The following is a 21,175-nucleotide window of genomic DNA, read 5'->3' on the forward strand; positions in this document are numbered from 1 at the left end:
GATCGGGAGGGGCATTTTCGATCTTAATGACAGCCGGAGAAGCTTTAGCGTGACAGAGAACCGAACAACGAGCCGCCTTCCGGACAAACCAATTTGTCTAGAAGGCGGTGTTGTTCGGCCGCCCGCCAGTCGAAAAATAAAAAACGTTAAAGCTTCAACGTGCATTGATATAGTTGTTGAGGTGAACCATGAGAATCAAATGCGTGCTTTGCGAACAAATTGACACGATCGACGATGAATCGCCGCTCGCCAAACGGCTTCGCAACCGTCCGATCCATACGTACATGTGCCGTCAATGTCATGACCGCATTGCGGAAAAAACACGGATGCGGCTGGCGACAGGAAAATTCCGCTTCTATCGCGGCAACCGCACCGATGAGGATTGGTAACCAAAAACCGGCACTGAGAAGCGGCCGCTTTCCAGTGCCGGTTTTGCTTCTTTTTCTTTATGATCCGTACTTCTCAGGCTCGGCTTCGATCTGCCGCCATATCGCTTCCGCCAGCTCCACAGGGAAATGAGCCGTCTTTGTTTCCCCGCCGCACCTATATTCAACAACGTACCGCCCGCTCGCTTCGTCTTTGGCGGCCTTCACCGCCGTCACGCCGAAGTTGTTTTCCAAGATAGCCAGAAAAAACGACGCCGTGTCGCGCGCCGCCTCATCGTGCGGGCGGGCGGCGGCGACAATTTCGATTGTCAGCCAGTTGTAAAGAGCGTCTTGCACCGATTTCATGGCTTTTCTCCCTCTTTCGCCTGCCTGAGGCGGATTTTATAAATGAGCAATACGAGCGCGGCGACCGCCAATCCTTCCGCCACAGGCAAAAAAACAGCGAAAAACGTTAACACTGTGCAGCCGAGCGCCAGCAAGACGTAAATGACGGCGCTTTTCAACAGCGGCAGCCGGCGGGCAAAACCGAGACGGTAAACAAGCGCCGCCAGCAGCAAAACCGTGGCGTACAGCAGCCACATGCCGCGCTCGGGATTGCCGTCAACGTCATAAAGAGAGGCGAAAAACGTCAGCCGTTCCAGCACGTTCATATTGTTCCCTCCCGTCCACCCGAATGCCCGCCAAAACGCAGCCTTGTTTTGTTTCCTCTCAAGCGCCGCGCGGCAGAAGCATGCACACGCCGGCGCATCCAGGGCTTTCCCGGTTAGCCAAAGGCATGCCGCTTCTATTTTGCCTGTTGCGCCGCTTTCTTTCTCTTCTCCGCTTTTTCGCGCTCGCTTTTGCTTAAGATTTTTTTGCGCAAACGAATGGAAACCGGCGTCACTTCGCAATATTCATCGTCGTTCAAATACTCAAGCGCCTCTTCCAACGTCAGCAGGCGCGGCTTTTTCATCGTCACCGTCTGCTCTTTCGTCGATGAGCGCACATTCGTAACATGCTTCTCGCGGCAAATGTTGACGACAAGGTCGTTTTCCCGGTTGTGCTCGCCGACGATCATTCCTTCGTACACTTCTGTGCCCGGCTCGACAAAAATCGTGCCGCGGTCCTCAAGCTGCATAATGCTGTACGCTGTCGCCTTGCCGGTTTCCATCGAGACGAGCACCCCTTGGCGGCGGCCTCCGATCGCGCCAGGCTGCATGGGAGCGTAATGGTCAAATGAATGGTTTAAAATGCCATACCCACGCGTCAGCGACATAAATTCGCTTCGATAGCCGATCAACCCGCGCGACGGCACAAGAAAGACGAGACGCACTTGTCCGTTGTCTCCATGCACCATATCGGCGAGTTCGCCTTTGCGGCTGCCAAGCGATTCCATAACGGCGCCGGTATACTCTTCCGGAACGTCGATCACGACTCGTTCAATCGGTTCGCACAAAACGCCATCGATCTCTTTGACAATGACTTCCGGCTTCGATACTTGCAGTTCATACCCTTCTCGGCGCATGCTTTCAATTAGAATGGCTAAATGAAGCTCGCCGCGTCCGGAAACGATCCATGCATCCGGCGAATCGGTCGGCTCGACGCGCAGGCTGACATCGGTCTCAAGCTGGGTGAGCAGCCGCTCTTCCAACTTCCGTGCCGTCACATATTTGCCTTCGCGCCCGGCAAACGGGCTGTTGTTGACAAGAAAGGTCATTTTCAGCGTCGGCTCATCAATATGAAGCGGCGGCAACGGTTCCTGGCGGTCCGGCGGACAAACGGTCTCGCCGACGTTAATGTCTTCCATTCCCGCAACAGCCACGATGTCGCCGGCGTGGGCTTCTTCAATCTCGATCCGCTTTAAGCCAATAAAGCCGAACAACTTTGTGACGCGGAACTGTCTCACGGTGCCGTCGCGCTTCAATAAGGCGACTTGCTGGCCGGTTTTCATCGTGCCGCGGAAAATGCGCCCGATGCCGATGCGGCCCACGTATTCGTTATAATCGAGCAGGGCCACCTGGAATTGCAACGGTTCATCGCGATTGTCCGCCGGCGCCGGAATATGCTCGATGATCGTCTCAAACAAGGCGGTCATGTCCCCGCCTTGCCGGTCCGGGTCAAGGCTTGATGTTCCGCGCAGCGCCGATGTGTACACGACCGGAAACTCAAGCTGCTCCTCCGAAGCGCCGAGTTCAATAAACAAGTCGATCACTTCATCGACGACTTCCGCCGGACGGGCAAACTCGCGGTCGATTTTGTTGACGACGACAATCGGCACAAGCTGCTGCTCAAGCGCTTTTTTGAGCACAAACCGCGTTTGCGGCATACAGCCTTCGTACGCATCGACGACAAGCAAGACGCCGTCAACAAGGCGCATGATCCGCTCCACTTCCCCGCCGAAATCGGCGTGCCCCGGTGTATCCAAAATGTTGATGCGCGTCCCTTTATACAACACAGCAGTATTTTTGGCTAAAATCGTAATGCCGCGCTCACGCTCCAAATCGTTGCGATCAAGCGCCCGCTCCTCGACTTGTTCGTTTTCGCGGAATGTTCCCGACTGCCGGAGCAGTTGGTCGACGAGCGTCGTTTTTCCATGGTCGACGTGGGCGATAATCGCAATATTGCGAAGATCCATTCGTTTCTTGGTCAATGTTGGTCACTCCTGTTAGACAAGCTGCTCGTCTATTATATCACAAAACATAGAAAATCAAGCATATATAGATGCAACATAACGTTTGGTGAAGAGCCGTATTTTCCGGTACACTAGAAAAAGACGCCTCATTTTCCGAGAAAGGAGTCAAGCGGATGAAACGCATCGAACCTGTGCCGCTGCTACTCGCCATCCTCGCTGTCGCCGCCGTCATGGCGATCGGCGTTTTCATCGCTAGGCAAAGCGCAACCGGCATCGCCGTCTCGACGCTCACGTTTATCACCATTATGGGCGCCGGGTTCGTTCGCAAAAAGCGGATGCGCGAATAAAAAAACGGGACTGATCCGAAAACGCACTCGCATTTTGGATCAGCCCCTTTTCTTGCCGCAGCCTCCTTCTCGTCAGCCCCGAAGGTAGCGATACAAAATTTCCTCATGCACGCCCGGCTTGGCGGCAAGCACAGAGCTGCGGTTGAGCAGATCGATCGGCTTTCCGTCGAGGTTCGTCATGATTCCACCCGCCTCTTCAATTAAAATCATCCCGCCGGCAAAATCCCACGGCGACAGGCGCGGCGAAATGTAGGCGTCCAAGCGGCCGGCTGCGACATAGGCGAGCTCGAGCGCCGCCGACCCGTACGAACGCGTGCCGCGCGCATCTTTGGCCAGCCTCACGAGTGGACGATGGTCGAGACGTTTATTTTCCATGAGCCATGTGCCATTAATGGCGATGATCGATTCCGCCACCGGTGCCGGCTGCAAGCGGCCGAGCGGCTCGCCGTTCAAAAACAGCCCCTTCCCTTTTTGCGCGGTATACAGCTCGTCAAAGACAACGTCATACACATAGCCAAGCTGGCCGACGCCATCTTCGAAAATGCCGACCGACACGGCAAAGTGGCGCCGCTGATGGACAAAGTTCATCGTTCCGTCAATCGGGTCAATGACCCATACAACGCCGTCCAATGCGGCCAGCTCATCGCCGAACCCTTCTTCGCCCAACAGGCGATGGCCGGGAAATTGGCGGCGGATGTGCTCGGCGAAAAACTGCTCAATGCCGCGGTCGACGTTCGTCACCAAGTCGTTGCGGTTTTCCTTCGTTTCCACAGTCAGCGGCTCCGCAAACGAGGCGCGGATGCGCTGTCCCGCTTCTGCAATCCATTGCCGGGCATACTGGTCGATCTCTTCCCATTTTCCTTCCATGTCTATTCCTCCCGCTTTTATTATGTACGCAGCAGCCGGAAAGGGGTGGGCACCGCTCAAGAAAAAAACGAACCGCAAAGATGGTTCGCCTTAAAAATGGTCATACTTGAAGGCGCATCAGTTCTTGGCGCAGCTTTTCAAGCCGCCGTTTGCATTCTCTTTTCTTTTCTTCATCGTTTTCCATCATGGCTTCATACAGCGTCGCCAATTCATAATCAAGTTCGAGCCGCAACACCGCCATGCGTTTGTCTCCGTCTGGCCGTTTCAGCGAATTGGCGGTTTTTTTCATCTTCGTCCGCACCCCTTTCTCGATCATCAGCTAAACTTCCGGCGCCCCTCACGGAATGTACTGCTTCGTTTTGTTTTATATTTTAATATTATGTGGAAAAAGGGGTGTATGCAACTAATTTGTGCGTTTACCTACCGCGTTTCGCCCGCTTGGCCCGATGTGAATCCAGTCGCCGTTTTTTGCCTCTTTCACCTGCTTGATGACCGCGTACGATGAATAGCCGCTTTCCTTTTCAAACTCGGCGTACAACCGGTTTTCCTCGCTTTTGGACGGGACGATCTCTTTGAAACGGCGGTATATCTCCATTAATTCTTCGCGTTTCATCCCCCGCTCATACGCCGTTTCGACCGCCGTAAAAAATTTAATGACATCGATGATTTCTTGCGTCGACCAATCATACGAAAACGGGTACGAATAGCCCATTGTTTCACCTCCGCTGTTAGTTTGCCCAACGGCGCCGAATTTGTTCCGCCTCGCCGATCATGCGGGCAAACAGTTCAGCGACCTACGGAATGTCGTGAATGAGCCCAATCGCCTGTCCGGCCCAAGCGAGCCTCAAGCATATGAGCGAACGGGCGGCCGTGCTGGCCGATGGCAAAATTAACTCCAAACGGCCAGTCCGTCTTTTCTTTCACTTTGCGGATTTCCTCGCGCAAGCGCTCCGGGCTTTCAAGCGACATCGCCGTAATTTGGCCGAGCCCGCCGGCGTTGGAGACGGCGGCGTCCAAGTCGGCGTACGTCAGATAGGCTCATCCCCCTTGAATGATTGGATATGTAATGCCGAGCAACTCGGTCACTCTCGTGTTCCATTCCATCGATTCATTCCCCTTTTTGATGTTATCCTTCTTTTACTTCTTGTTTTGATCGCCATTCTCCTTTTTTGGTGCAACATTCTTTTCTTCTTTGCAAACGAACAAATAAATGCTATAATGCATTTGTTTTATTTTTAAGGTAAAGAGGTGTGGGGAACCATTGTCACAACTCGAAACACCATTGTTTACCGGACTGTTGGAGCATATGAAAAAAAATCCGGTTCAATTTCACATCCCCGGCCATAAAAAAGGGGCCGGCATGGATCCGGAGTTTCGCTCCTTCATCGGAGAAAACGCCTTGGCGATCGATTTAATCAACATCAGTCCGCTCGACGATTTGCATCATCCGAAAGGGATGATCAAACGTGCACAGGAGCTCGCCGCCGAAGCGTTCGGCGCCGATTACACGTTTTTCTCAGTGCAAGGGACGAGCGGGGCGATCATGACGATGGTCATGTCGGTCGCCGGACCGGGCGATAAAATTATTGTGCCGCGCAACGTCCATAAATCGGTCATGTCTGCAATCGTCTTTTCTGGGGCGACGCCGATTTTCATCCATCCGGAAATTGACAAGGAGCTCGGTATTTCCCACGGCATTACGCCACAGGCAGTGGAAAAAGCGCTCCACCAACACCCGGATGCCAAAGGGGTGCTCGTCATCAACCCGACGTATTTTGGCATTGCCGGCGATTTGAAAAAAATCGTCGAGATCGCCCACTCGTACAACGTTCCGGTGCTTGTCGACGAAGCGCACGGCGTTCACATTCATTTTCATGAGGACTTGCCGCTCTCCGCGATGCAAGCCGGGGCCGATATGGCGGCGACAAGCGTCCATAAGCTCGGCGGATCGCTGACGCAAAGCTCGATTTTAAATGTGCGCGAAGGGCTCGTCTCCGCGAAGCACGTGCAAGCGATCTTAAGCATGTTGACGACGACGTCGACGTCGTATTTGTTGCTCGCTTCGCTCGATGTCGCCCGCAAACAGCTGGCGACGAAAGGGCGGGAGCTCATTGACAAGGCGATCCGCCTCGCGGAATGGACACGGCGGCAAATCAACGAAATTCCATATTTGTACTGCGTCGGTGAAGAAATTTTAGGCACGGAAGCGACGTACGACTACGATCCAACGAAGCTGATCATCTCCGTCAAGGAGCTCGGCTTGACCGGCCATGATGTCGAACAATGGCTCCGCGAAACGTATAACATCGAAGTGGAGCTTTCGGATTTGTATAACATTTTGTGCCTCATCACTCCAGGCGACAGCGAGCGGGAAGCCGGGCTGCTCGTTTCGGCCCTCCGCCGCCTGTCGGACGAGTTCAGCCATCAGGCGGAAAAAGGAGTCAAACCGAAAGTGCTGCTTCCGGATATCCCGGCCTTAGCCTTGACGCCGCGCGACGCCTTTTATGCAGAAACAGAAGTCGTGCCGTTTCACGAGTCAGCCGGACGGATCATCGCGGAATTTGTGATGGTGTATCCGCCGGGCATCCCGATTTTTATTCCCGGTGAAATCATTACGGAGGAAAATTTGAAGTATATCGAGACAAACTTGGCCGCCGGCCTGCCGGTGCAAGGCCCTGAGGACGATACGCTGCAGACGTTGCGCGTCATCAAAGAATATAAGCCGATTCGTTGAATGCACAAGCCGGTTTTCCCGGCTTGTTTTTTTGGGCCAAAATCAACGGCGCGCATGTGCTTTGCCCCACATGCGCGCCTATCCGTTCCTTCCCCCGTTTGTTTGCCCGCCTTATTCTTTTTCTCCGTCCTCGCGGTCATGACCGCAGCAATCGCATTTCCCGTAAAGCGTTGTCACTTTTTCATCTTCAAAATACGCAATTGTCGCTTCACACGTTTGGCATACGATCGTGCCCATCCCCAAACCCCCTTTATGATGATAAATGTTGTTGTTGGTTTTATAATAATATATCATATTTAGATTGTAAATCTAAATTTGTATGTCACATTTCGGATTATGACGGCTCTTTTATGACACCAAACTTTTTCACCGCAGTCCGGAAAAACATGGTACAATGAAGACGACCTGAATCCGTGACAGCAGCTCATCAAAAGCACCGGAAAACGTAATCATATCAAGGGTTTAGCCCAGTTTCGGATGTTCACTTATTGAGTGAAAAGCAAAAAGTGTGATATTTGTTGATTTATCAAGCTTTCTCAGCAGTTTGAACGCGTTTTTATCACGGATTCAGGGACGAGAGAGACAAAAAGATGGCGAAAGGAGAGAAGGGCGTTGAATGCAAGCCTAAAGCTGCCGGGGAGGGGAAAATCGATCAGCATCGAGGAAATCAAACAGTTGCTCGAACGTTACCGAGCCGCGCTGCGCAAAACGGGGGAGTAGCTTGGATGGGCGTACGAGCAGGCAGCCTTTCCATACACGGTGCATGAACGCGACCACGTTCTTTATTTGCAAGGCGACGGCCGCTTATACAAAGGGATGGCCATTGCCGTGCGGACAACCGGAGAAGAAACAAGGATTGAGCTGGCATTGGCGCCGGGAGCAACGCACGGGGACAAAGGAAAAGCAAACGAATTCAGCAAATGGATGGCCAAAACGCTTGGCGGCGAACTGCGTTTATTCAGCGGCCGGACGATGTCGTTCGGCCGCGCGTAAACAGCGGCATGGGACCGCTGTTTTTTGTTCGCCGAACTGCGCCGCTTCCGCACCCAAGGGGCAGATCATGGAATATATTGCCATATGAAATGCTGGCCGGTAAAATACACCGCCGCCGTGGCAGCTGTTGTAAGGAGCGCTTTGCGCGTCGCCAAGCCGAGCTGGCGCGCCAGTAAAAACGCTATGTACATGAAGACGCACAACATCAAGCCGCGGAAAAACGGCCGGTCCCGCCCCGACAGCCACTCGATCAAGGAAAAACTGCTCCAAATCATCATTTGCAGCAAAAAGGCGACATACGCTTTCATCATTTCCATCTCCCGCTTTTCTTTACCATAACGATATGAAACGAAAGCGGAAAATAGTATGAAAAACAGGACAAGAAATGCGTCATTCCCGCATGATAAGAAAAACGACCGGGCCAAGCCCGGTCGTTTCACAGTTACTTCGTAATGATATGAATCGGTGTGCCAAGCGCCACTTCCGCCGCTTCCATGGCGATTTCGCCAAGCGTCGGATGGGCATGGATCGTCAAAGCGATGTCTTCCGCCGTCATGCCGGCTTCAATGGCGAGCCCAAGCTCGGCGATCATGTCAGAAGCATTTGGACCGATGATTTGCGCACCAATGACGACGCCGTCTTCTTTGCGGACGACAAGCTTCAGGAAACCGTCCGTATCGTTGAGTGACAGAGCGCGGCCGTTGGCGGCAAACGGGAATTTCGCCGTAATGACGTCGATGCCTTCCTCTTTCGCCTGTTGTTCAAAGTAGCCGACCGAGGCGCATTCCGGATCGGAGAAGACCACAGCCGGAAGGGCGATGTAATCCACTACCGACGGATGGCCGGCGATGGCTTCCGCCGCCACTTTCCCTTCATACGACGCTTTATGAGCAAGCGCCGGGCCTGGAACGATGTCGCCGATCGCAAAAATGTTCGGCACGCTTGTCCGGCATTGTTGGTCCACTTCAATCAAGCCGCGGTTCGTCATTTTGATGCCGATTTGTTCAAGACCAAGTTCATCTGTATTCGGTCGGCGGCCGACCGTCACCAACACATAGTCGGCGTCAATCGTTTTCGTTTCACCATTCGCCTCATACGTGACCGTGACGCCGTCTTCGCGTTCTTCGGCCCCTTTCGCCAATGCGTTCGTCACGACTTCAACGCCTTTTTTCTTCAGGCGCTTCTTGATGATGGCAGCCATTTGCTTCTCAAAACCGGACAAAATTTCGCCGGCTCCTTCTAAAATGGTCACTTTCGTCCCAAAGTTGGCGTAAGCCGTACCGAGTTCGATGCCAATATAGCCGCCGCCGATGACCACGAGCGATTTCGGCACTTCCCCAAGGTTGAGAGCTCCCGTCGAGTCAAGAATGCGGTTGGAAAACTTGAAGTTCGGCAGCTCAATCGGGCGCGAGCCGGTGGCGATAATCGCGTTTTTGAACGTATACGTCTGCGCGCTGTCGCCGTTGACGACACGCACCGTATTGGCGTCGACAAAATACGCTTCCCCTTTGACGATCTCTACTTTGTTTCCTTTTAACAGCCCTTCGACGCCGCCCGTTAATTTTTTCACGACGCTTGCTTTCCATTCTTGCACTTTGGCAAAATCGATGGTGACGTTCTCCGCCTTAATGCCCATTTCTTCGGAATGCTTCGCCTGCTCATAGCGATGGCTTGCGGAGATCAGCGCCTTTGACGGGATGCAGCCAACATTTAAGCAGACGCCGCCTAAATTGCCCTTTTCCACAATCGTCACTTTTTGTCCGAGCTGCGCGGCGCGGATGGCGGCGACATACCCGCCAGGACCGGCGCCGACGACAAGCGTTTCCGTTTCAATTGCAAAATCGCCAACTACCATCGTTTTACGCCTCCATTAGTAATAATTCCGGGTCACTCAACAGCCGTTTGATATGGTTGAGCGCTTTTTGCGCTGTCGCCCCGTCGATCATCCGGTGGTCAAAGCTAAGCGAGAGCGCCAGCATCGGGGCAGCGACAATTTCACCGTCACGGACGATCGGCTTTTCCGCAATGCGGCCGATGCCAAGAATCGCCACTTCCGGATGGTTGATGACCGGGGTAAACCATTGCCCGCCGGCTGAGCCGATGTTCGTGATCGTGCACGATGCGCCTTTCATTTCTCCCGGCGTCAGTTTGCCGTCGCGCGCTTTCTCGGCGAGCTCATTGATTTCTTGCGCCAAGGCGAAAATCGGCTTGCGATCGGCATGTTTAATGACCGGCACAAGCAAGCCGCGGTCCGTATCAGCGGCGATGCCGATATTGTAATAATGCTTCTGGATGATTTCTTCCGTCTCATCATCAATGGACGTATTCAACACTGGGTATTCACGCAGCGCGGAAACGAGCGCTTTGACGACGTACGGCAAAAACGTCAGCTTGATGCCTTTTTCCGCGGCAATAGCCTTGAATTTTTTTCGGTGAGCAACAAGCTTCGTCACATCGGCTTCGTCCATCAGCGTCACGTGCGGAGCGGTATGTTTGGAATGCACCATCGCTTTGGCAATCGCCCGACGGATGCCGCTCATTTTCTCGCGCGTTTCCGGGAATTCGCCTTCTGTCGTCGCCGGTTTCGCTGCGGCCGGCGCCGCTTTTTCCTCCGCTGCGGCCGGTGCCGGTTTTGCGCCGCCGGCAAGGAAAGCGTCAATATCTTCTTTCAGGACGCGGCCGTTTTTGCCCGTTCCTTGGACAAGCCGAATATCGACGCCTTTTTCGCGCGCATACTTGCGCACGGACGGCATGGCGATGACGCGGCGGTTCGGGCCAGCCTCCGCTTCAGCTGCCGGTGCATTGGGAGCGACAGCGTCAACCTTTTCCTCTTTCGACACCGTTTCCGTTTTTTCCTCTTTTTTCGCTTCTTCTTGCTCTTGTCCTTTAAACGTCATGTTTTCATAACCCGGCGCATCGAGCGTGATGAGCGTTTGCCCGACCGTTGCCACTGTTCCCTCCGGGACGAGGATTTCAAGCACTTTCCCTTTGACCGGGGAGGGAATTTCGACAACCGCCTTGTCATTTTGCACTTCGCACAATACATCGTCTTCGTTCACTTCATCGCCCGGTTTCACAAACCATTTGACAATTTCACCTTCGTGGATGCCTTCGCCAATGTCCGGCAGCTTAAATTCAAAAGCCACTGTCTGTCTACCTCCTATCGTTTGCCGAAAATGGGCGGGGGAAGGCGTTCCGCTCCCCCGAGTTTGTCCGCTGTTAGAAGTTCATCACTTTTTTCGCCGTTTCGATTACATCTTTAAAGTTTGGCAGCCATACCGATTCCGCCTGAGCAAACGGATAGACCGTGTCCGGAGCGGCCACGCGCAACACCGGCGCCTCAAGGCTTAAGATGGCGCGTTCGTTAATCTCCGCCACGACGTTGGCGGCGATGCCAGCCTGCCGTTGCGCTTCTTGAACGACAATGGCGCGGCCCGTTTTTTCGACCGAACCGATGATCGTTTCAATATCGAGCGGCTGCACGGTGCGCAAGTCGACGACTTCGGCAGAAATGCCTTCCTTCTCTAATTCTGCCGCCGCTTTTAACGATTCATGCACCATGGCGCCGTACGCGATGATCGTGATGTCTTTTCCTTCCCGCTTAATGTCCGCCTTGCCGATCGGAATCGTGTATTCCCCTTCCGGCACTTCCTGACGGAACGAACGGTACAGCTTCAAATGTTCAAGGAAAATGACCGGGTCGTTGTCGCGAATCGCCGAGATGAGCAGCCCTTTCGCATCATACGGCGTCGACGGAATGACAACCTTCAAGCCTGGCTGTTGGGCGACAAGCCCTTCCAAGCTGTCTGAGTGCAACTCCGGCGTATGGACGCCGCCGCCAAACGGAGAACGGATCGTAATCGGCATATGGTAGCGTCCGCCCGTACGATAGCGGATGCGCGCCATTTGCCCGCAAATCGAATCCATCACTTCATACACGAAGCCAAAAAACTGGATTTCCGGCACCGGGCGAAACCCTTGCAGCGCCAAACCGATCGCCAAGCCGCCGATTCCTGATTCGGCGAGCGGCGTGTCAAAAACGCGATCTTCGCCAAATTCGGCCTGCAGCCCTTCCGTCGCCCGGAATACGCCGCCGTTGACCCCAACGTCTTCCCCGAAAATGAGCACGTTCGGATCATTTTTCAACTCGATACGCAGCGCATCGGTGATCGCCTGAACCATTGTCATTTGCGCCATGGCTTACTTCGACTCCTTCTCTTTGTAAATTTCATACTGCTCCTTCAAATTGAACGGCAGCTCTTCAAACATGATGCTGATCAAGTCGGTTACTTTTTGCTTCGGCGTTTCGTCCGCTTTCTTGATCGCTTCTTTAATCTCTTCTTTTGCCTGTTCAATAACGTTGTTTTCTTCTTCTTCGCTCCACAAGCCTTTCGCCTCTAAAAACTTGCGGAAACGCACGAGTGGGTCTTTCTTCGCCCATTCGTTTTCCAACTCTTTCGAACGATAGCGCGTTGGATCGTCACCGGACATCGTATGCGGGCCATAGCGGAAGCAGAGCGTTTCAATGAGCGTCGGCCCTTCGCCGTTAATGGCGCGCTCGCGAGCAGCTTTGACCGCTGCGTAGACCGCAAGCGGGTCCATGCCGTCAACTTGAATGCCCGGAATGCCGGCGGCGACTGCTTTTTGCGCCAATGTTTTGGCAACGGTTTGCTTTTCGACCGGCGTCGAGATGGCAAAGCGGTTGTTTTGCACGACAAAGATGGCCGGCGCCTTAAACGCCCCCGCAAAGTTGATCCCTTCGTAGAAATCGCCTTGCGACGTGCCGCCGTCGCCCGTATATGTAATCGCCACTGCTTTTTTGCCCCGCATTTTCAAGCCGAGCGCCACACCAGCTGCTTGGATGTATTGGGCGCCGATAATGATTTGCGGCGGCAGGACGTTTACGCCTTCTGGAATTTGGTTACCATGGAAATGGCCGCGCGAGAACAAAAACGCCTGATACAGCGGAAGCCCATGCCAAATGATTTGCGGAACGTCGCGGTATCCCGGCAAAATAAAATCTTCTTTTTCCAATGCAAAATGGCTGGCAATTTGGCTCGCTTCCTGCCCGGCGGTCGGCGCATAAAACCCGAGTCTCCCTTGGCGGTTCAACGAAATGGAGCGCTGGTCAAGAATGCGCGTATACACCATGCGACGCATCAGCTCTTTCAGCTGCTCATCGCTCAGCTCCGGCATCGCCTCTTCATTGACGACTTCTCCTTCCTCATTCAAAATTTGAAATGTCGGGAACTGCTCGGCCACTTTCTCGAGCTGCTCCGCAAATGGGAATTGGAAGGTCTTTACACCCATCTTGTTCACCTCTGCCTTTCATCAAGAAATTTGGAAATCAGGCTGTCTTCATCCATATACTATTAATGTACCCAAAAGTAAAGAAGAAATAAAAAGCAGCCGCCGCTTGGCGCAACGGAAACCGAAAACGGCGCCGACATCTGTATTACTATTTTTTATATCCTCATTAACACAGCGTCTGTTCTCAAGTTTTAGTTTACACTTTATTTTTCACGCCGTCAACGACTTTGATTTTCCGTTGCTTTCCCTTTTGTCTCCTGGTTGTATTTGGAATCAGGGACATTCCTGAAACCATCTGTTATACCACATCGAAACAACACTGTATTAATTCTGTATTATATTTTTCGGGAAATGCAAAACGCAATGTCCGTTCATGTTATTGACAGCGCTTTCTTAAGTTTATTTTCCAATTTATTCCTTATACGCCGATAATATCTCCAGACGGCCGCATTTTCATTTACGGCGCACAGGCATTTTTGTTAGACTAACACTGTAGACCGCGATGCGAGAGACAGGAGTGAAAAGGCGAATGATCACCATGAAAGATATCATTAAAGAAGGGCATCCGACGCTGCGGAAAGTGGCTGAGCCCGTTCCGCTGCCGCCTTCAGAGGAAGACAAACGCATTTTGCAAAGCTTGCTTGACTATGTGAAAATGAGCCAAGATCCGGAACTGGCGGCCAAATACGGCCTGCGGCCCGGCATCGGCCTCGCCGCTCCGCAAATCAACGTCTCCAAACGGATGATTGCCGTTCATGTCACTGATGAAAACGGAACGCTGTACAGCTATGCCTTGTTCAATCCGAAAATCGTCAGCCACTCTGTGCAGCAATGTTATTTGACGACGGGGGAAGGCTGCCTGTCGGTCGACCGTGATGTGCCCGGATACGTACTGCGCTATGCCCGCATCACGGTCACCGGCACGACGCTCGACGGCGAGGAAGTCACCTTGCGCCTCAAAGGATTGCCGGCCATCGTCTTCCAGCATGAAATCGACCATTTAAACGGCATTATGTTTTATGACCGCATCAATCCGGCCGACCCGTTCCAAGTGCCAGACGGAGCGATCCCGATCGGGCGCTGAACCGTGGCCGGCCATGCCAAACAGCTGCCCCGCCGAATGAGCGGCGGGGCAGCTGTTTATGGAATCAATTGCAATTGTTTCAATCCGTGCCATATGCCTTCTTCACTGACCGGTTTCGTTACAAAATCGGCGACTCGTTTCACTTCCTCATGGGCATTTCCCATCGCCACTCCTGTTCCGACGAACGACAACATTTCAATGTCGTTCAGCCCATCGCCGAACGCATACACATCGCCTTTGTCAATCCCGAGCTTCTCAATCATCAGGCGGATCCCCTCCGCTTTCGATCCCCCTGCCGGCAGCACATCGGTCGACACATCGTGCCAACGGACAAAACGGAATTCTGGATAATTGCGCACGTACGGTTCTTCTTCTGCGGCGCGGCAAAACAGCAGCGCTTGGTAAATGTCATTGTTTTCGTAATAAAGGGGATCGACAGGCGGGTGGGAAAACTTCAAGCTTCCCATGCTGACATGAATGTGCGGATGGTCGCCGACGCTCGCCCTCATTTCCTCCGCGTCCATAAAGACGAGCGGATGACCGTTGCGGTGGGCGTCCTCAGCCAACGTCCGCACTTTCTCGCGGCGGAGCGGACGCTTATGCAGGACAGTTCCTTCAAAAACGACGTATTGCCCGTTGAAGCTGACGAACGAGTCGATCCCAAGCTGGCGGCGTACATCCGCAAACATAAACGGCGCCCGGCCGGTGGCGATGGCGACATAGACGCCGGCCTGTTTTAGCTGGCGGACTGCCTCAACGGTTGATGGCGGCAGCTGTTTTTGTTCATCAAGCAACGTGCCGTCAATGTCGAAAAACACGATTTTTCTGCCCACGTTCTCTTCTCCTTGCCGAAAATGTATTCACTGTTTACCGTACTGAAAAACAATTGGAATGTCAACCGAAAGGCACGGTTCGTTCCATTTTTCCCCATGAAAAACAAGCCTCTACCTACATAACATATATAATAGAAACATTTACTTTCGTCGCAAATTGAGTACAATAAAAAGTAAGGAGTGATGAAAAATGTTGAAAAAGCTGAAAAAAAAGCTGCTTCAACAGTGGAAAGATTTGCTCCGGAAAAAATTGATCGCCTAACTGTTCCAACAACAGCCCTTCGGACGGAAGGGCTTCTTTCCCACTTTGGCGAATGAAACGGCCAAAATCCGTCAAAGATGATACGTACCGTCGGCAAACCTCCCGCCTGTTTTTTTGCTTTTGAACGACAAAAAACATGAAAACGGGGTTGCATTTTTATATAATGGAAAAGCAATCATTGTACGATAAGGAGAGATTCGGTCATGATTTTCAAAGTGTTTTACCAAGACAACGCGGAAGAGGTGCCCGTGAGAGAAAAAACGAAAACGCTCTACATTGAAGCAGAATCAGAGCGGGAAGTACGCCAAAAGCTGCAAAACCGTCCGATCAATATCGAGTATATTCAGCCGTTAGAGGGGGCGCATTTGGAGTACGAAAAGAAAAGCGCTAATTTTCAAGTATTGGAGATCTCATCATGAAACTATTAACGGATCAGCAAGTCGGTGTGTTTGCCCTCGGCGGACTGGGTGAAATCGGGAAAAATACATATGGCGTACAATTTCAAGACGAAATTATTGTGATTGACGCGGGCATCAAGTTTCCAGAAGACGAATTGCTCGGCATCGACTACGTCATCCCGGACTATTCGTATTTAGTCAAGCACGCGGAAAAAGTGAAAGGGCTGTTCATTACCCATGGACATGAAGACCATATCGGCGGCATTCCGTATTTGCTCCGGCAGGTGAACATCCCGATTTACGGCGGCAAGCTGGCGCTCGGGCTCATCCGCAATAAACTCGAAGAGCACGGGTTGCTGCGTCAGGCAAAACTCATTGAAATTCGCGAAGAGGATGTCATTCGCTTCCAAAAAACAGCGGTCACTTTTTTCCGGACGACGCACAGCATTCCGGACAGCTACGGCATCGTCGTTAAAACGCCGGTTGGCCAAATCGTCCACACAGGAGACTTTAAATTCGACTTTACACCGGTCGGCGAACCGGCAAATTTGACAAAAATGGCAGAAATAGGGAAGGAAGGCGTGCTTTGCTTGCTCTCGGACAGCACGAACAGTGAAATTCCGCATTTCACGATGTCCGAGCGGCGCGTCGGCGAGAGCATCCACGACATTTTCCGCAAAGTGAACGGCCGGATTATTTTTGCAACGTTTGCGTCCAACATCCATCGGCTTCAACAAGTGACCGAAGCGGCGGTCGCCAACAACCGGAAAATCGCTGTCTTCGGCCGCAGCATGGAAGCGGCGATTGAAATCGGCCAAGAACTCGGTTACATCAAATGCCCAAAAGGCACGTTTGTTGACGCTAACGAAATCAACCGCCTGCCGGCCAATCGGGTGACGATTTTGTGCACCGGCAGCCAAGGCGAGCCGATGGCGGCGTTGTCGCGCATCGCCAACGGCACGCACCGGCAAATTCAAATCATCCCAGGCGACACGGTTGTTTTCTCCTCATCGCCAATTCCGGGCAACACCGTGAGCGTCAACCGGACGATCAACATGCTGTGCAGAGCCGGTGCGGAAGTGATCCACGGCCCGCTTAACGACATCCATACGTCCGGCCACGGCGGGCAAGAAGAGCAAAAACTGATGATCCGGCTCATGAAGCCAAAATATTTCATGCCGATCCACGGCGAATACCGGATGCAAAAAATGCACGCCAAGCTCGCCATTGACTGCGGCGTGCCGGAGGAAAACTGCTTTATTATGGACAATGGCGAGGTGCTCGGCATCAGTGAACACGAGGCGCGCATCGTCGGCAAAATTCCGTCCGGCTCCGTTTATATTGACGGCAGCGGCGTCGGCGACATCGGCAACATCGTCTTGCGCGACCGCCGCATTTTGTCAGAGGAAGGACTCGTCATCGTTGTCGTCAGCATCAACATGAAAGAATTCAAAATCGCCGCCGGCCCGGACATTATTTCTCGCGGCTTCGTCTATATGCGTGAGTCAGGTGACTTAATCAGCGAAGCGCAAGTGTTGATCTCCAAGCATCTCGAAAAAGTGCTGGAACGGAAAACGAACCAATGGTCGGAGATCAAAAACGAAATTACGGAAACGCTCGCTCCGTTCTTGTACGAGCGGACGAAACGGCGGCCAATGATTTTGCCGATCATCATGGAAATCTAAAGAAAAAAAGGGCGTCCTTGCAAAAGGATGCCCTTTTTCCGTCATCATCATGCACAGGCCGCCTGCCAGCCGTCAACCGACCACTTTTTCCTCAAACCGGTCAATGTCGCTGTCAGCGCCGATGACGACCAACACGTCGCCTTTGCGGATGATTTCCGAGGCGAGCGGGGAGACGATGACGCTTGTTCCACGCTTGATGGCGACGATGTTGATGCCATAGCGGGCGCGGATGTCAAGCTCCAAAAGCGAATGGCCGTCAAGCCGCTCGCTTGCCACGATTTCGACAATGCTGTATTTGTCCGACAGCTCCAGATAATCTAGGACGTTGTTGGAAATCAAGTTGTGGGCGATCCGCTCGCCCATGTCCCGTTCTGGATGCACGATTTGGTCAGCGCCGATTTTTTTCAGCACTTTCTCATGGTAATCGTTCGTTGCCTTGACCGTAATATGGTTGACGCCGAGCTCTTTTAAAATCAGGGTCGTCAAAATGCTCGCCTGGATGTTGTCGCCGATCGCGACAATGACATGGTCGAAGTTGCGGATGCCTAAACTTTTCAGCACGCTTTCATCGGTCGTGTCGCCGACGACGGCGTGTGAAGCGATCGACGCAAATTCGTTTACCCGGTCTTCATCAATATCGATGGCCAATACTTCCATCCCTTGTTCGCTCAGCGTCCGGCAGATGCTGCCGCCAAAGCGCCCGAGGCCGATGACGGCAAACTGTTTCTTTTTCATTGACACTCCTCCATCGTTGATCAAGCATTGTTTCTCCCCTTATTTTAGCAAAAAAAGAAAAAGAAACGAAAACGTTCTTCGTTCCTTTTCCACCATTCCTTTACGCTATGCGATTTTGCCATTTCGCCCAAAAGCGGGCTGCCAGCGCACACAGCCCGAACGTTCGTCATCAGCGAAGTTTTTCTTCGACTTTTTGGCAAATCTCTTCTGCGGTAAGCCCGCTCGCTTCAATGACCGGACCGGACGTGACGATGTTGTGAATGCCGGCGATATTGGCGTCCAGGCCGGTAATGACGCAGCAGTCGCAGCCCCGGGCATCTTGTTCCCCGCCAAGCGGAACAACCTCATACCCTCTTTCTCTCAATGCCTCCTGCACGTCGGTCAGCGATTGCTCAACACCGATTTTCGCCATCACACTCCACCCCCTCATATACATAATGTGTCTTGATGGAGGTGGAACTATACTTCATTCGGCGTTCCCTTTCCATGAAAAATAATCAATTAAAAAGGCGATCGCCCGGTCAATGGCCTCTTCATTTGGGGTGAGCTTTGCATGATGCAACCCATGGGGCGAATCCACGCCGAGCCAAAACATCAATCCCGGGATTTCCGCCAGCATATAGCCAAAATCTTCACCAGTCATCGCCTCTTTGCAGCGAATGACGTTCATACCGGGATGCGCTTCGGCAAACCGCATAAATTCCGCTGTCAGCGCCGGATCGTTGTACACTTGGTAGTACATGGCGCCGTAATCGATCGCCGCCTCGCATTCGTAGGCCACTTCGATTCCGCGCACGATCGCCTCAATCCGCCGCTTGACCGCCTCCATAGCCGCAGGCGACAGCGTCCGGATCGTTCCCTCGAGCCGGGCATGTTCGGCGATGACGTTTTGCACTGTCCCCCCGGCAATTTTCCCGATCGTAATGACGGCGCTGTCGAGCGGATCAACGTTGCGGGCGACGATCGACTGCAGCTGAACGACGAGCGTGCAGGCAGCGACGACCATATCGTTCGCCAAATGGGGAAAGGCTGCATGTCCGCCTTTTCCTTTTAAATCGATAAACAGCTCCGATGTATTGGCAAACAACAGTCCTTCTTTCGTCGCGATAGTGCCGACCGGATATTCCGGGGCGATATGCAAGGCGACGATCATATCCGGCCTCCATTCCTGCATGATGTCGCTTTCCATCATCGGCTTCGCCCCGCCCGGCCCTTCCTCGGCCGGCTGGAAAATAAACAGCAAGTCATCTTGAATCGGATGATGTGCGAAATGGGTGAGCACGCCAAGAGCGATGCTCATATGCACATCGTGGCCGCACGCATGCATGCACCCTTCATGTTCAGAGCGGTACGGCAAACCGGTCTCCTCGCGGATCGGCAGCCCGTCTATATCGGCGCGGTAGCCAATCGTTTTTTGCGGCGATGTTCCGTTGACTTTGACAAAAATCCCGGTTTTCCATGTCCGGACTTGAAGCCGCTCTTGCGGCAGCGACCGAATATAGTGAAGCAAATATTGCTGTGTTTTAAACTCTTGAAACCCGAGCTCGGGAATTTTATGCAAGTCGCGGCGAATGGCGACAAATGGGCTGATCGCTTCCATCCTCTCTCCTCCATTGGAAAAAAGCTGCCCCGTGAGCGGACAGCTTTTTTCCCGTCATTATAACTGGCGAAGCTCTTGTTTAATTTCCGTTTTCGCTCTCGTTTGTTCGTCGATTTGCTTAATGACGCGCGCCGGCACGCCGGCGACAACGGTATACGGCGGCACATCCTCGACGACGACCGCCCCGGCGGCGACGACCGCCCCTTTGCCGACGGTGACGCCTTCCAAAATGACAGCATTCGCGCCGACAAGGACATCGTCTTCAACGATCACCGGCTTCGCCGATGGCGGCTCAATGACTCCGGCCAACACCGCTCCGGCGCCAATATGGCAGTTTTTTCCGACCGTCGCCCGGCCGCCGAGCACCGCATTCATGTCGATCATCGTTCCTTCACCGACAACCGCACCGATGTTGATGACCGCTCCCATCATGATCACGGCGTTGTCGCCGATTTCCACATGGTCGCGGATAATGGCGCCCGGCTCGATGCGCGCCTTGATTCCTTTTAAGTCCAACAGCGGAATGGCCGAGTTGCGACGGTCGTTCTCGACGACGTAGTCCTCGATTTTGTCTTGATTCGCCGCGATTGTGGCTTGAATGTCTTGCCATTCGCCAAACACGACCCCGGTGTTGCCGGTGATGAACGGTTTCGCGCTCGGGCCGAAATCGATGCCTTCGAGTTCCCCTTTTATGTATACTTTAACCGGTGTCGATTTTTTGCTGTTTTGAATAAACGAAATGATCTCATTGGCGTCCATCATCTTCATCGGCGATTTCCTCCTTCATGCTGTATTCTTTTTTACTTTAGCAAAACAAAGATGTTGGTGACAAGCATCAATTCATTAAAAGTTTTCGGCCCTGATTCGACCGCCGCAGCTGTTTATTCAATTGCTTCAATATTTCGCGGCGGGTAAAAATCCCTTCAAAATAGCCATCCTCGTTCTCAACGCACACAAACGGATGGTTAACGATGAGCCCTACCGCTTTCCAAAGCCGGTCGTCAAGCCGCAGGCGCGGGATGTTTCGGTTCATCACTTCTTCGACCTTCATCGTCTCGATCCGTTCAAATTCGATGCGCTCCACCCCTAAAATCGCATCCATAATCATCGTCATGCCAATCAGCCCATGCAGCTTGTACGACGTATCAAGCACCGGAATCGCCGAGTAGCCGGTTTTCGTCAGGACGAGCAACGCATGATCCAAATAATTGTCCACTTGAACGTGCGCTACTTTGTCAGCTGGAATCAAAAATGACTTGACCGTCATGTTCGCCCATTCCTCATTTGCAAATAAGCTCATACATCCGTTCCGCCTTTCTCTGTATGCATC

25 protein-coding genes and 2 pseudogenes are annotated in these 21,175 nt (G+C 52.9%); 8 read left to right on the forward strand and 19 right to left on the reverse strand.

Annotated features, from left to right (window positions below; translation table 11 throughout):
• Positions 1 to 188 precede the first annotated feature (188 nt).
• Positions 189 to 389, forward strand: coding sequence for a YlaI family protein (locus NSS88_RS03480; protein ID WP_033016199.1), 201 nt, complete (start codon positions 189 to 191; stop codon positions 387 to 389).
• 57 nt (positions 390 to 446) lie between these two features.
• Here NSS88_RS03480 and NSS88_RS03485 read toward each other — a convergent pair whose 3' ends face one another.
• The 3 genes from NSS88_RS03485 to typA all read right to left on the reverse strand — a co-directional run bounded on the left by NSS88_RS03485 (position 447) and on the right by typA (position 3,015).
• Positions 447 to 731 (reverse strand): hypothetical protein, encoded by a 285-nt coding sequence (locus NSS88_RS03485; protein ID WP_033008503.1) that lies wholly within the window; start codon positions 729 to 731, stop codon positions 447 to 449.
• Positions 728 to 1,036: a YlaH-like family protein gene (locus NSS88_RS03490; RefSeq protein WP_033008502.1), complete on the reverse strand. Its 309-nt coding sequence runs from the start codon at positions 1,034 to 1,036 to the stop codon at positions 728 to 730. The genes NSS88_RS03485 and NSS88_RS03490 overlap by 4 nt, the downstream gene beginning before the upstream one ends.
• Before the next feature lie 134 nt (positions 1,037 to 1,170).
• Entirely contained in the window at positions 1,171 to 3,015 is a 1,845-nt protein-coding gene (gene typA / locus NSS88_RS03495) for a translational GTPase TypA (protein ID WP_033016200.1), read from the reverse strand.
• Between the two features lie 155 nt (positions 3,016 to 3,170).
• Here typA and NSS88_RS03500 point away from each other — a divergent pair, with 155 nt between their 5' ends.
• Positions 3,171 to 3,344: a DUF5325 family protein gene (locus tag NSS88_RS03500; RefSeq protein WP_160315647.1), complete on the forward strand. Its 174-nt coding sequence runs from the start codon at positions 3,171 to 3,173 to the stop codon at positions 3,342 to 3,344.
• A gap of 72 nt (positions 3,345 to 3,416) precedes the next feature.
• Here the strand turns inward: NSS88_RS03500 and NSS88_RS03505 are convergent, their stop codons facing one another.
• The 4 genes and pseudogenes from NSS88_RS03505 to NSS88_RS03520 form a co-directional block, all read right to left on the reverse strand.
• Positions 3,417 to 4,211 carry an inositol monophosphatase family protein gene (locus NSS88_RS03505; protein WP_033016203.1) on the reverse strand — a complete coding sequence of 265 codons (795 nt, stop codon included), beginning with the start codon at positions 4,209 to 4,211 and terminating at the stop codon, positions 3,417 to 3,419.
• 100 nt (positions 4,212 to 4,311) lie between these two features.
• Entirely contained in the window at positions 4,312 to 4,527 is a 216-nt protein-coding gene (locus tag NSS88_RS03510; protein ID WP_171697956.1) for a hypothetical protein, read from the reverse strand.
• 87 nt (positions 4,528 to 4,614) lie between these two features.
• Positions 4,615 to 4,923, reverse strand: coding sequence for a UPF0223 family protein (locus NSS88_RS03515; protein WP_033008499.1), 309 nt, complete (start codon positions 4,921 to 4,923; stop codon positions 4,615 to 4,617).
• Between the two features lie 122 nt (positions 4,924 to 5,045).
• Positions 5,046 to 5,243 (reverse strand): annotated as a pseudogene (locus NSS88_RS03520) (nitronate monooxygenase); the annotation flags it as partial.
• 229 nt (positions 5,244 to 5,472) lie between these two features.
• Here NSS88_RS03520 and NSS88_RS03525 point away from each other — a divergent pair.
• A complete protein-coding gene (locus NSS88_RS03525) occupies positions 5,473 to 6,945 on the forward strand; it encodes an aminotransferase class I/II-fold pyridoxal phosphate-dependent enzyme (RefSeq protein WP_055358205.1) in 1,473 nt (490 codons plus the stop codon).
• A 111-nt stretch (positions 6,946 to 7,056) separates the two neighbouring features.
• On the opposite strand, the gene NSS88_RS03530 is transcribed toward NSS88_RS03525, so the two are convergent.
• Complete coding sequence (locus NSS88_RS03530) at positions 7,057 to 7,182, reverse strand: GapA-binding peptide SR1P (protein ID WP_033008492.1); 126 nt, start codon at positions 7,180 to 7,182, stop codon at positions 7,057 to 7,059.
• Positions 7,183 to 7,557: 375 nt separating this feature from the next.
• Between NSS88_RS03530 and NSS88_RS03535 the strand changes: the two are divergent.
• Positions 7,558 to 7,938: pseudogene (locus NSS88_RS03535) on the forward strand (DUF1885 family protein).
• A 65-nt stretch (positions 7,939 to 8,003) separates the two neighbouring features.
• On the opposite strand, the gene NSS88_RS03540 reads toward NSS88_RS03535, so the two are convergent.
• The 5 genes from NSS88_RS03540 to pdhA form a co-directional block, all read right to left on the reverse strand.
• Positions 8,004 to 8,246, reverse strand: coding sequence for a hypothetical protein (locus NSS88_RS03540; RefSeq protein ID WP_049624556.1), 243 nt, complete (start codon positions 8,244 to 8,246; stop codon positions 8,004 to 8,006).
• A gap of 134 nt (positions 8,247 to 8,380) precedes the next feature.
• Positions 8,381 to 9,793, reverse strand: a complete 1,413-nt coding sequence (gene lpdA, locus NSS88_RS03545) for a dihydrolipoyl dehydrogenase (protein ID WP_061580866.1) — start codon at positions 9,791 to 9,793, stop codon at positions 8,381 to 8,383.
• 4 nt (positions 9,794 to 9,797) lie between these two features.
• Positions 9,798 to 11,084 carry a dihydrolipoamide acetyltransferase family protein gene (locus NSS88_RS03550; protein WP_033016211.1) on the reverse strand — a complete coding sequence of 429 codons (1,287 nt, stop codon included), beginning with the start codon at positions 11,082 to 11,084 and terminating at the stop codon, positions 9,798 to 9,800.
• Positions 11,085 to 11,157: 73 nt separating this feature from the next.
• Positions 11,158 to 12,135, reverse strand: coding sequence for a pyruvate dehydrogenase complex E1 component subunit beta (gene pdhB / locus NSS88_RS03555; protein ID WP_033016213.1), 978 nt, complete (start codon positions 12,133 to 12,135; stop codon positions 11,158 to 11,160).
• A gap of 3 nt (positions 12,136 to 12,138) precedes the next feature.
• Complete coding sequence (pdhA, locus tag NSS88_RS03560; RefSeq protein WP_033016215.1) at positions 12,139 to 13,248, reverse strand: pyruvate dehydrogenase (acetyl-transferring) E1 component subunit alpha; 1,110 nt, start codon at positions 13,246 to 13,248, stop codon at positions 12,139 to 12,141.
• A gap of 529 nt (positions 13,249 to 13,777) precedes the next feature.
• Here pdhA and def point away from each other — a divergent pair.
• Positions 13,778 to 14,332 carry a peptide deformylase gene (gene def, locus NSS88_RS03565; protein ID WP_033016217.1) on the forward strand — a complete coding sequence of 185 codons (555 nt, stop codon included), beginning with the start codon at positions 13,778 to 13,780 and terminating at the stop codon, positions 14,330 to 14,332.
• A gap of 56 nt (positions 14,333 to 14,388) precedes the next feature.
• On the opposite strand, the gene NSS88_RS03570 is transcribed toward def, so the two are convergent.
• Entirely contained in the window at positions 14,389 to 15,165 is a 777-nt protein-coding gene (locus NSS88_RS03570; RefSeq protein ID WP_033016218.1) for a Cof-type HAD-IIB family hydrolase, read from the reverse strand.
• Between the two features lie 183 nt (positions 15,166 to 15,348).
• Here NSS88_RS03570 and NSS88_RS03575 point away from each other — a divergent pair, with 183 nt between their 5' ends.
• The 3 genes from NSS88_RS03575 to rnjA all read left to right on the forward strand — a co-directional run bounded on the left by NSS88_RS03575 (position 15,349) and on the right by rnjA (position 17,510).
• A complete protein-coding gene (locus NSS88_RS03575) occupies positions 15,349 to 15,483 on the forward strand; it encodes a hypothetical protein (protein WP_255350129.1) in 135 nt (44 codons plus the stop codon).
• Between the two features lie 147 nt (positions 15,484 to 15,630).
• Positions 15,631 to 15,846, forward strand: coding sequence for a DNA-dependent RNA polymerase subunit epsilon (locus NSS88_RS03580; protein WP_033008480.1), 216 nt, complete (start codon positions 15,631 to 15,633; stop codon positions 15,844 to 15,846).
• On the forward strand, positions 15,843 to 17,510 hold the full coding sequence (gene rnjA / locus NSS88_RS03585) for a ribonuclease J1 (RefSeq protein WP_033016220.1): 1,668 nt from the start codon (positions 15,843 to 15,845) through the stop codon (positions 17,508 to 17,510). Before NSS88_RS03580 ends, rnjA begins: the two co-directional genes overlap by 4 nt.
• 72 nt (positions 17,511 to 17,582) lie before the next feature.
• Here the strand turns inward: rnjA and NSS88_RS03590 are convergent, their stop codons facing one another.
• From NSS88_RS03590 to cbpB, 5 genes are all read right to left on the reverse strand, one after another.
• Complete coding sequence (locus tag NSS88_RS03590) at positions 17,583 to 18,245, reverse strand: potassium channel family protein (RefSeq protein WP_055358207.1); 663 nt, start codon at positions 18,243 to 18,245, stop codon at positions 17,583 to 17,585.
• Between the two features lie 169 nt (positions 18,246 to 18,414).
• Positions 18,415 to 18,657, reverse strand: a complete 243-nt coding sequence (locus NSS88_RS03595; RefSeq protein ID WP_055358208.1) for a YkuS family protein — start codon at positions 18,655 to 18,657, stop codon at positions 18,415 to 18,417.
• Positions 18,658 to 18,711: 54 nt separating this feature from the next.
• A complete protein-coding gene (locus NSS88_RS03600; protein ID WP_033008475.1) occupies positions 18,712 to 19,845 on the reverse strand; it encodes an N-acetyldiaminopimelate deacetylase in 1,134 nt (377 codons plus the stop codon).
• 57 nt (positions 19,846 to 19,902) lie between these two features.
• Positions 19,903 to 20,613, reverse strand: a complete 711-nt coding sequence (gene dapD / locus NSS88_RS03605) for a 2,3,4,5-tetrahydropyridine-2,6-dicarboxylate N-acetyltransferase (protein ID WP_033016226.1) — start codon at positions 20,611 to 20,613, stop codon at positions 19,903 to 19,905.
• Between the two features lie 67 nt (positions 20,614 to 20,680).
• A complete protein-coding gene (gene cbpB, locus NSS88_RS03610; protein ID WP_341083103.1) occupies positions 20,681 to 21,145 on the reverse strand; it encodes a cyclic-di-AMP-binding protein CbpB in 465 nt (154 codons plus the stop codon).
• Positions 21,146 to 21,175 lie beyond the last annotated feature (30 nt).

The sequence above is a fragment of the Geobacillus sp. FSL W8-1251 genome (assembly GCF_038005945.1).
Classification (GTDB): Bacteria; Bacillota; Bacilli; order Bacillales; family Anoxybacillaceae; genus Geobacillus; species Geobacillus stearothermophilus.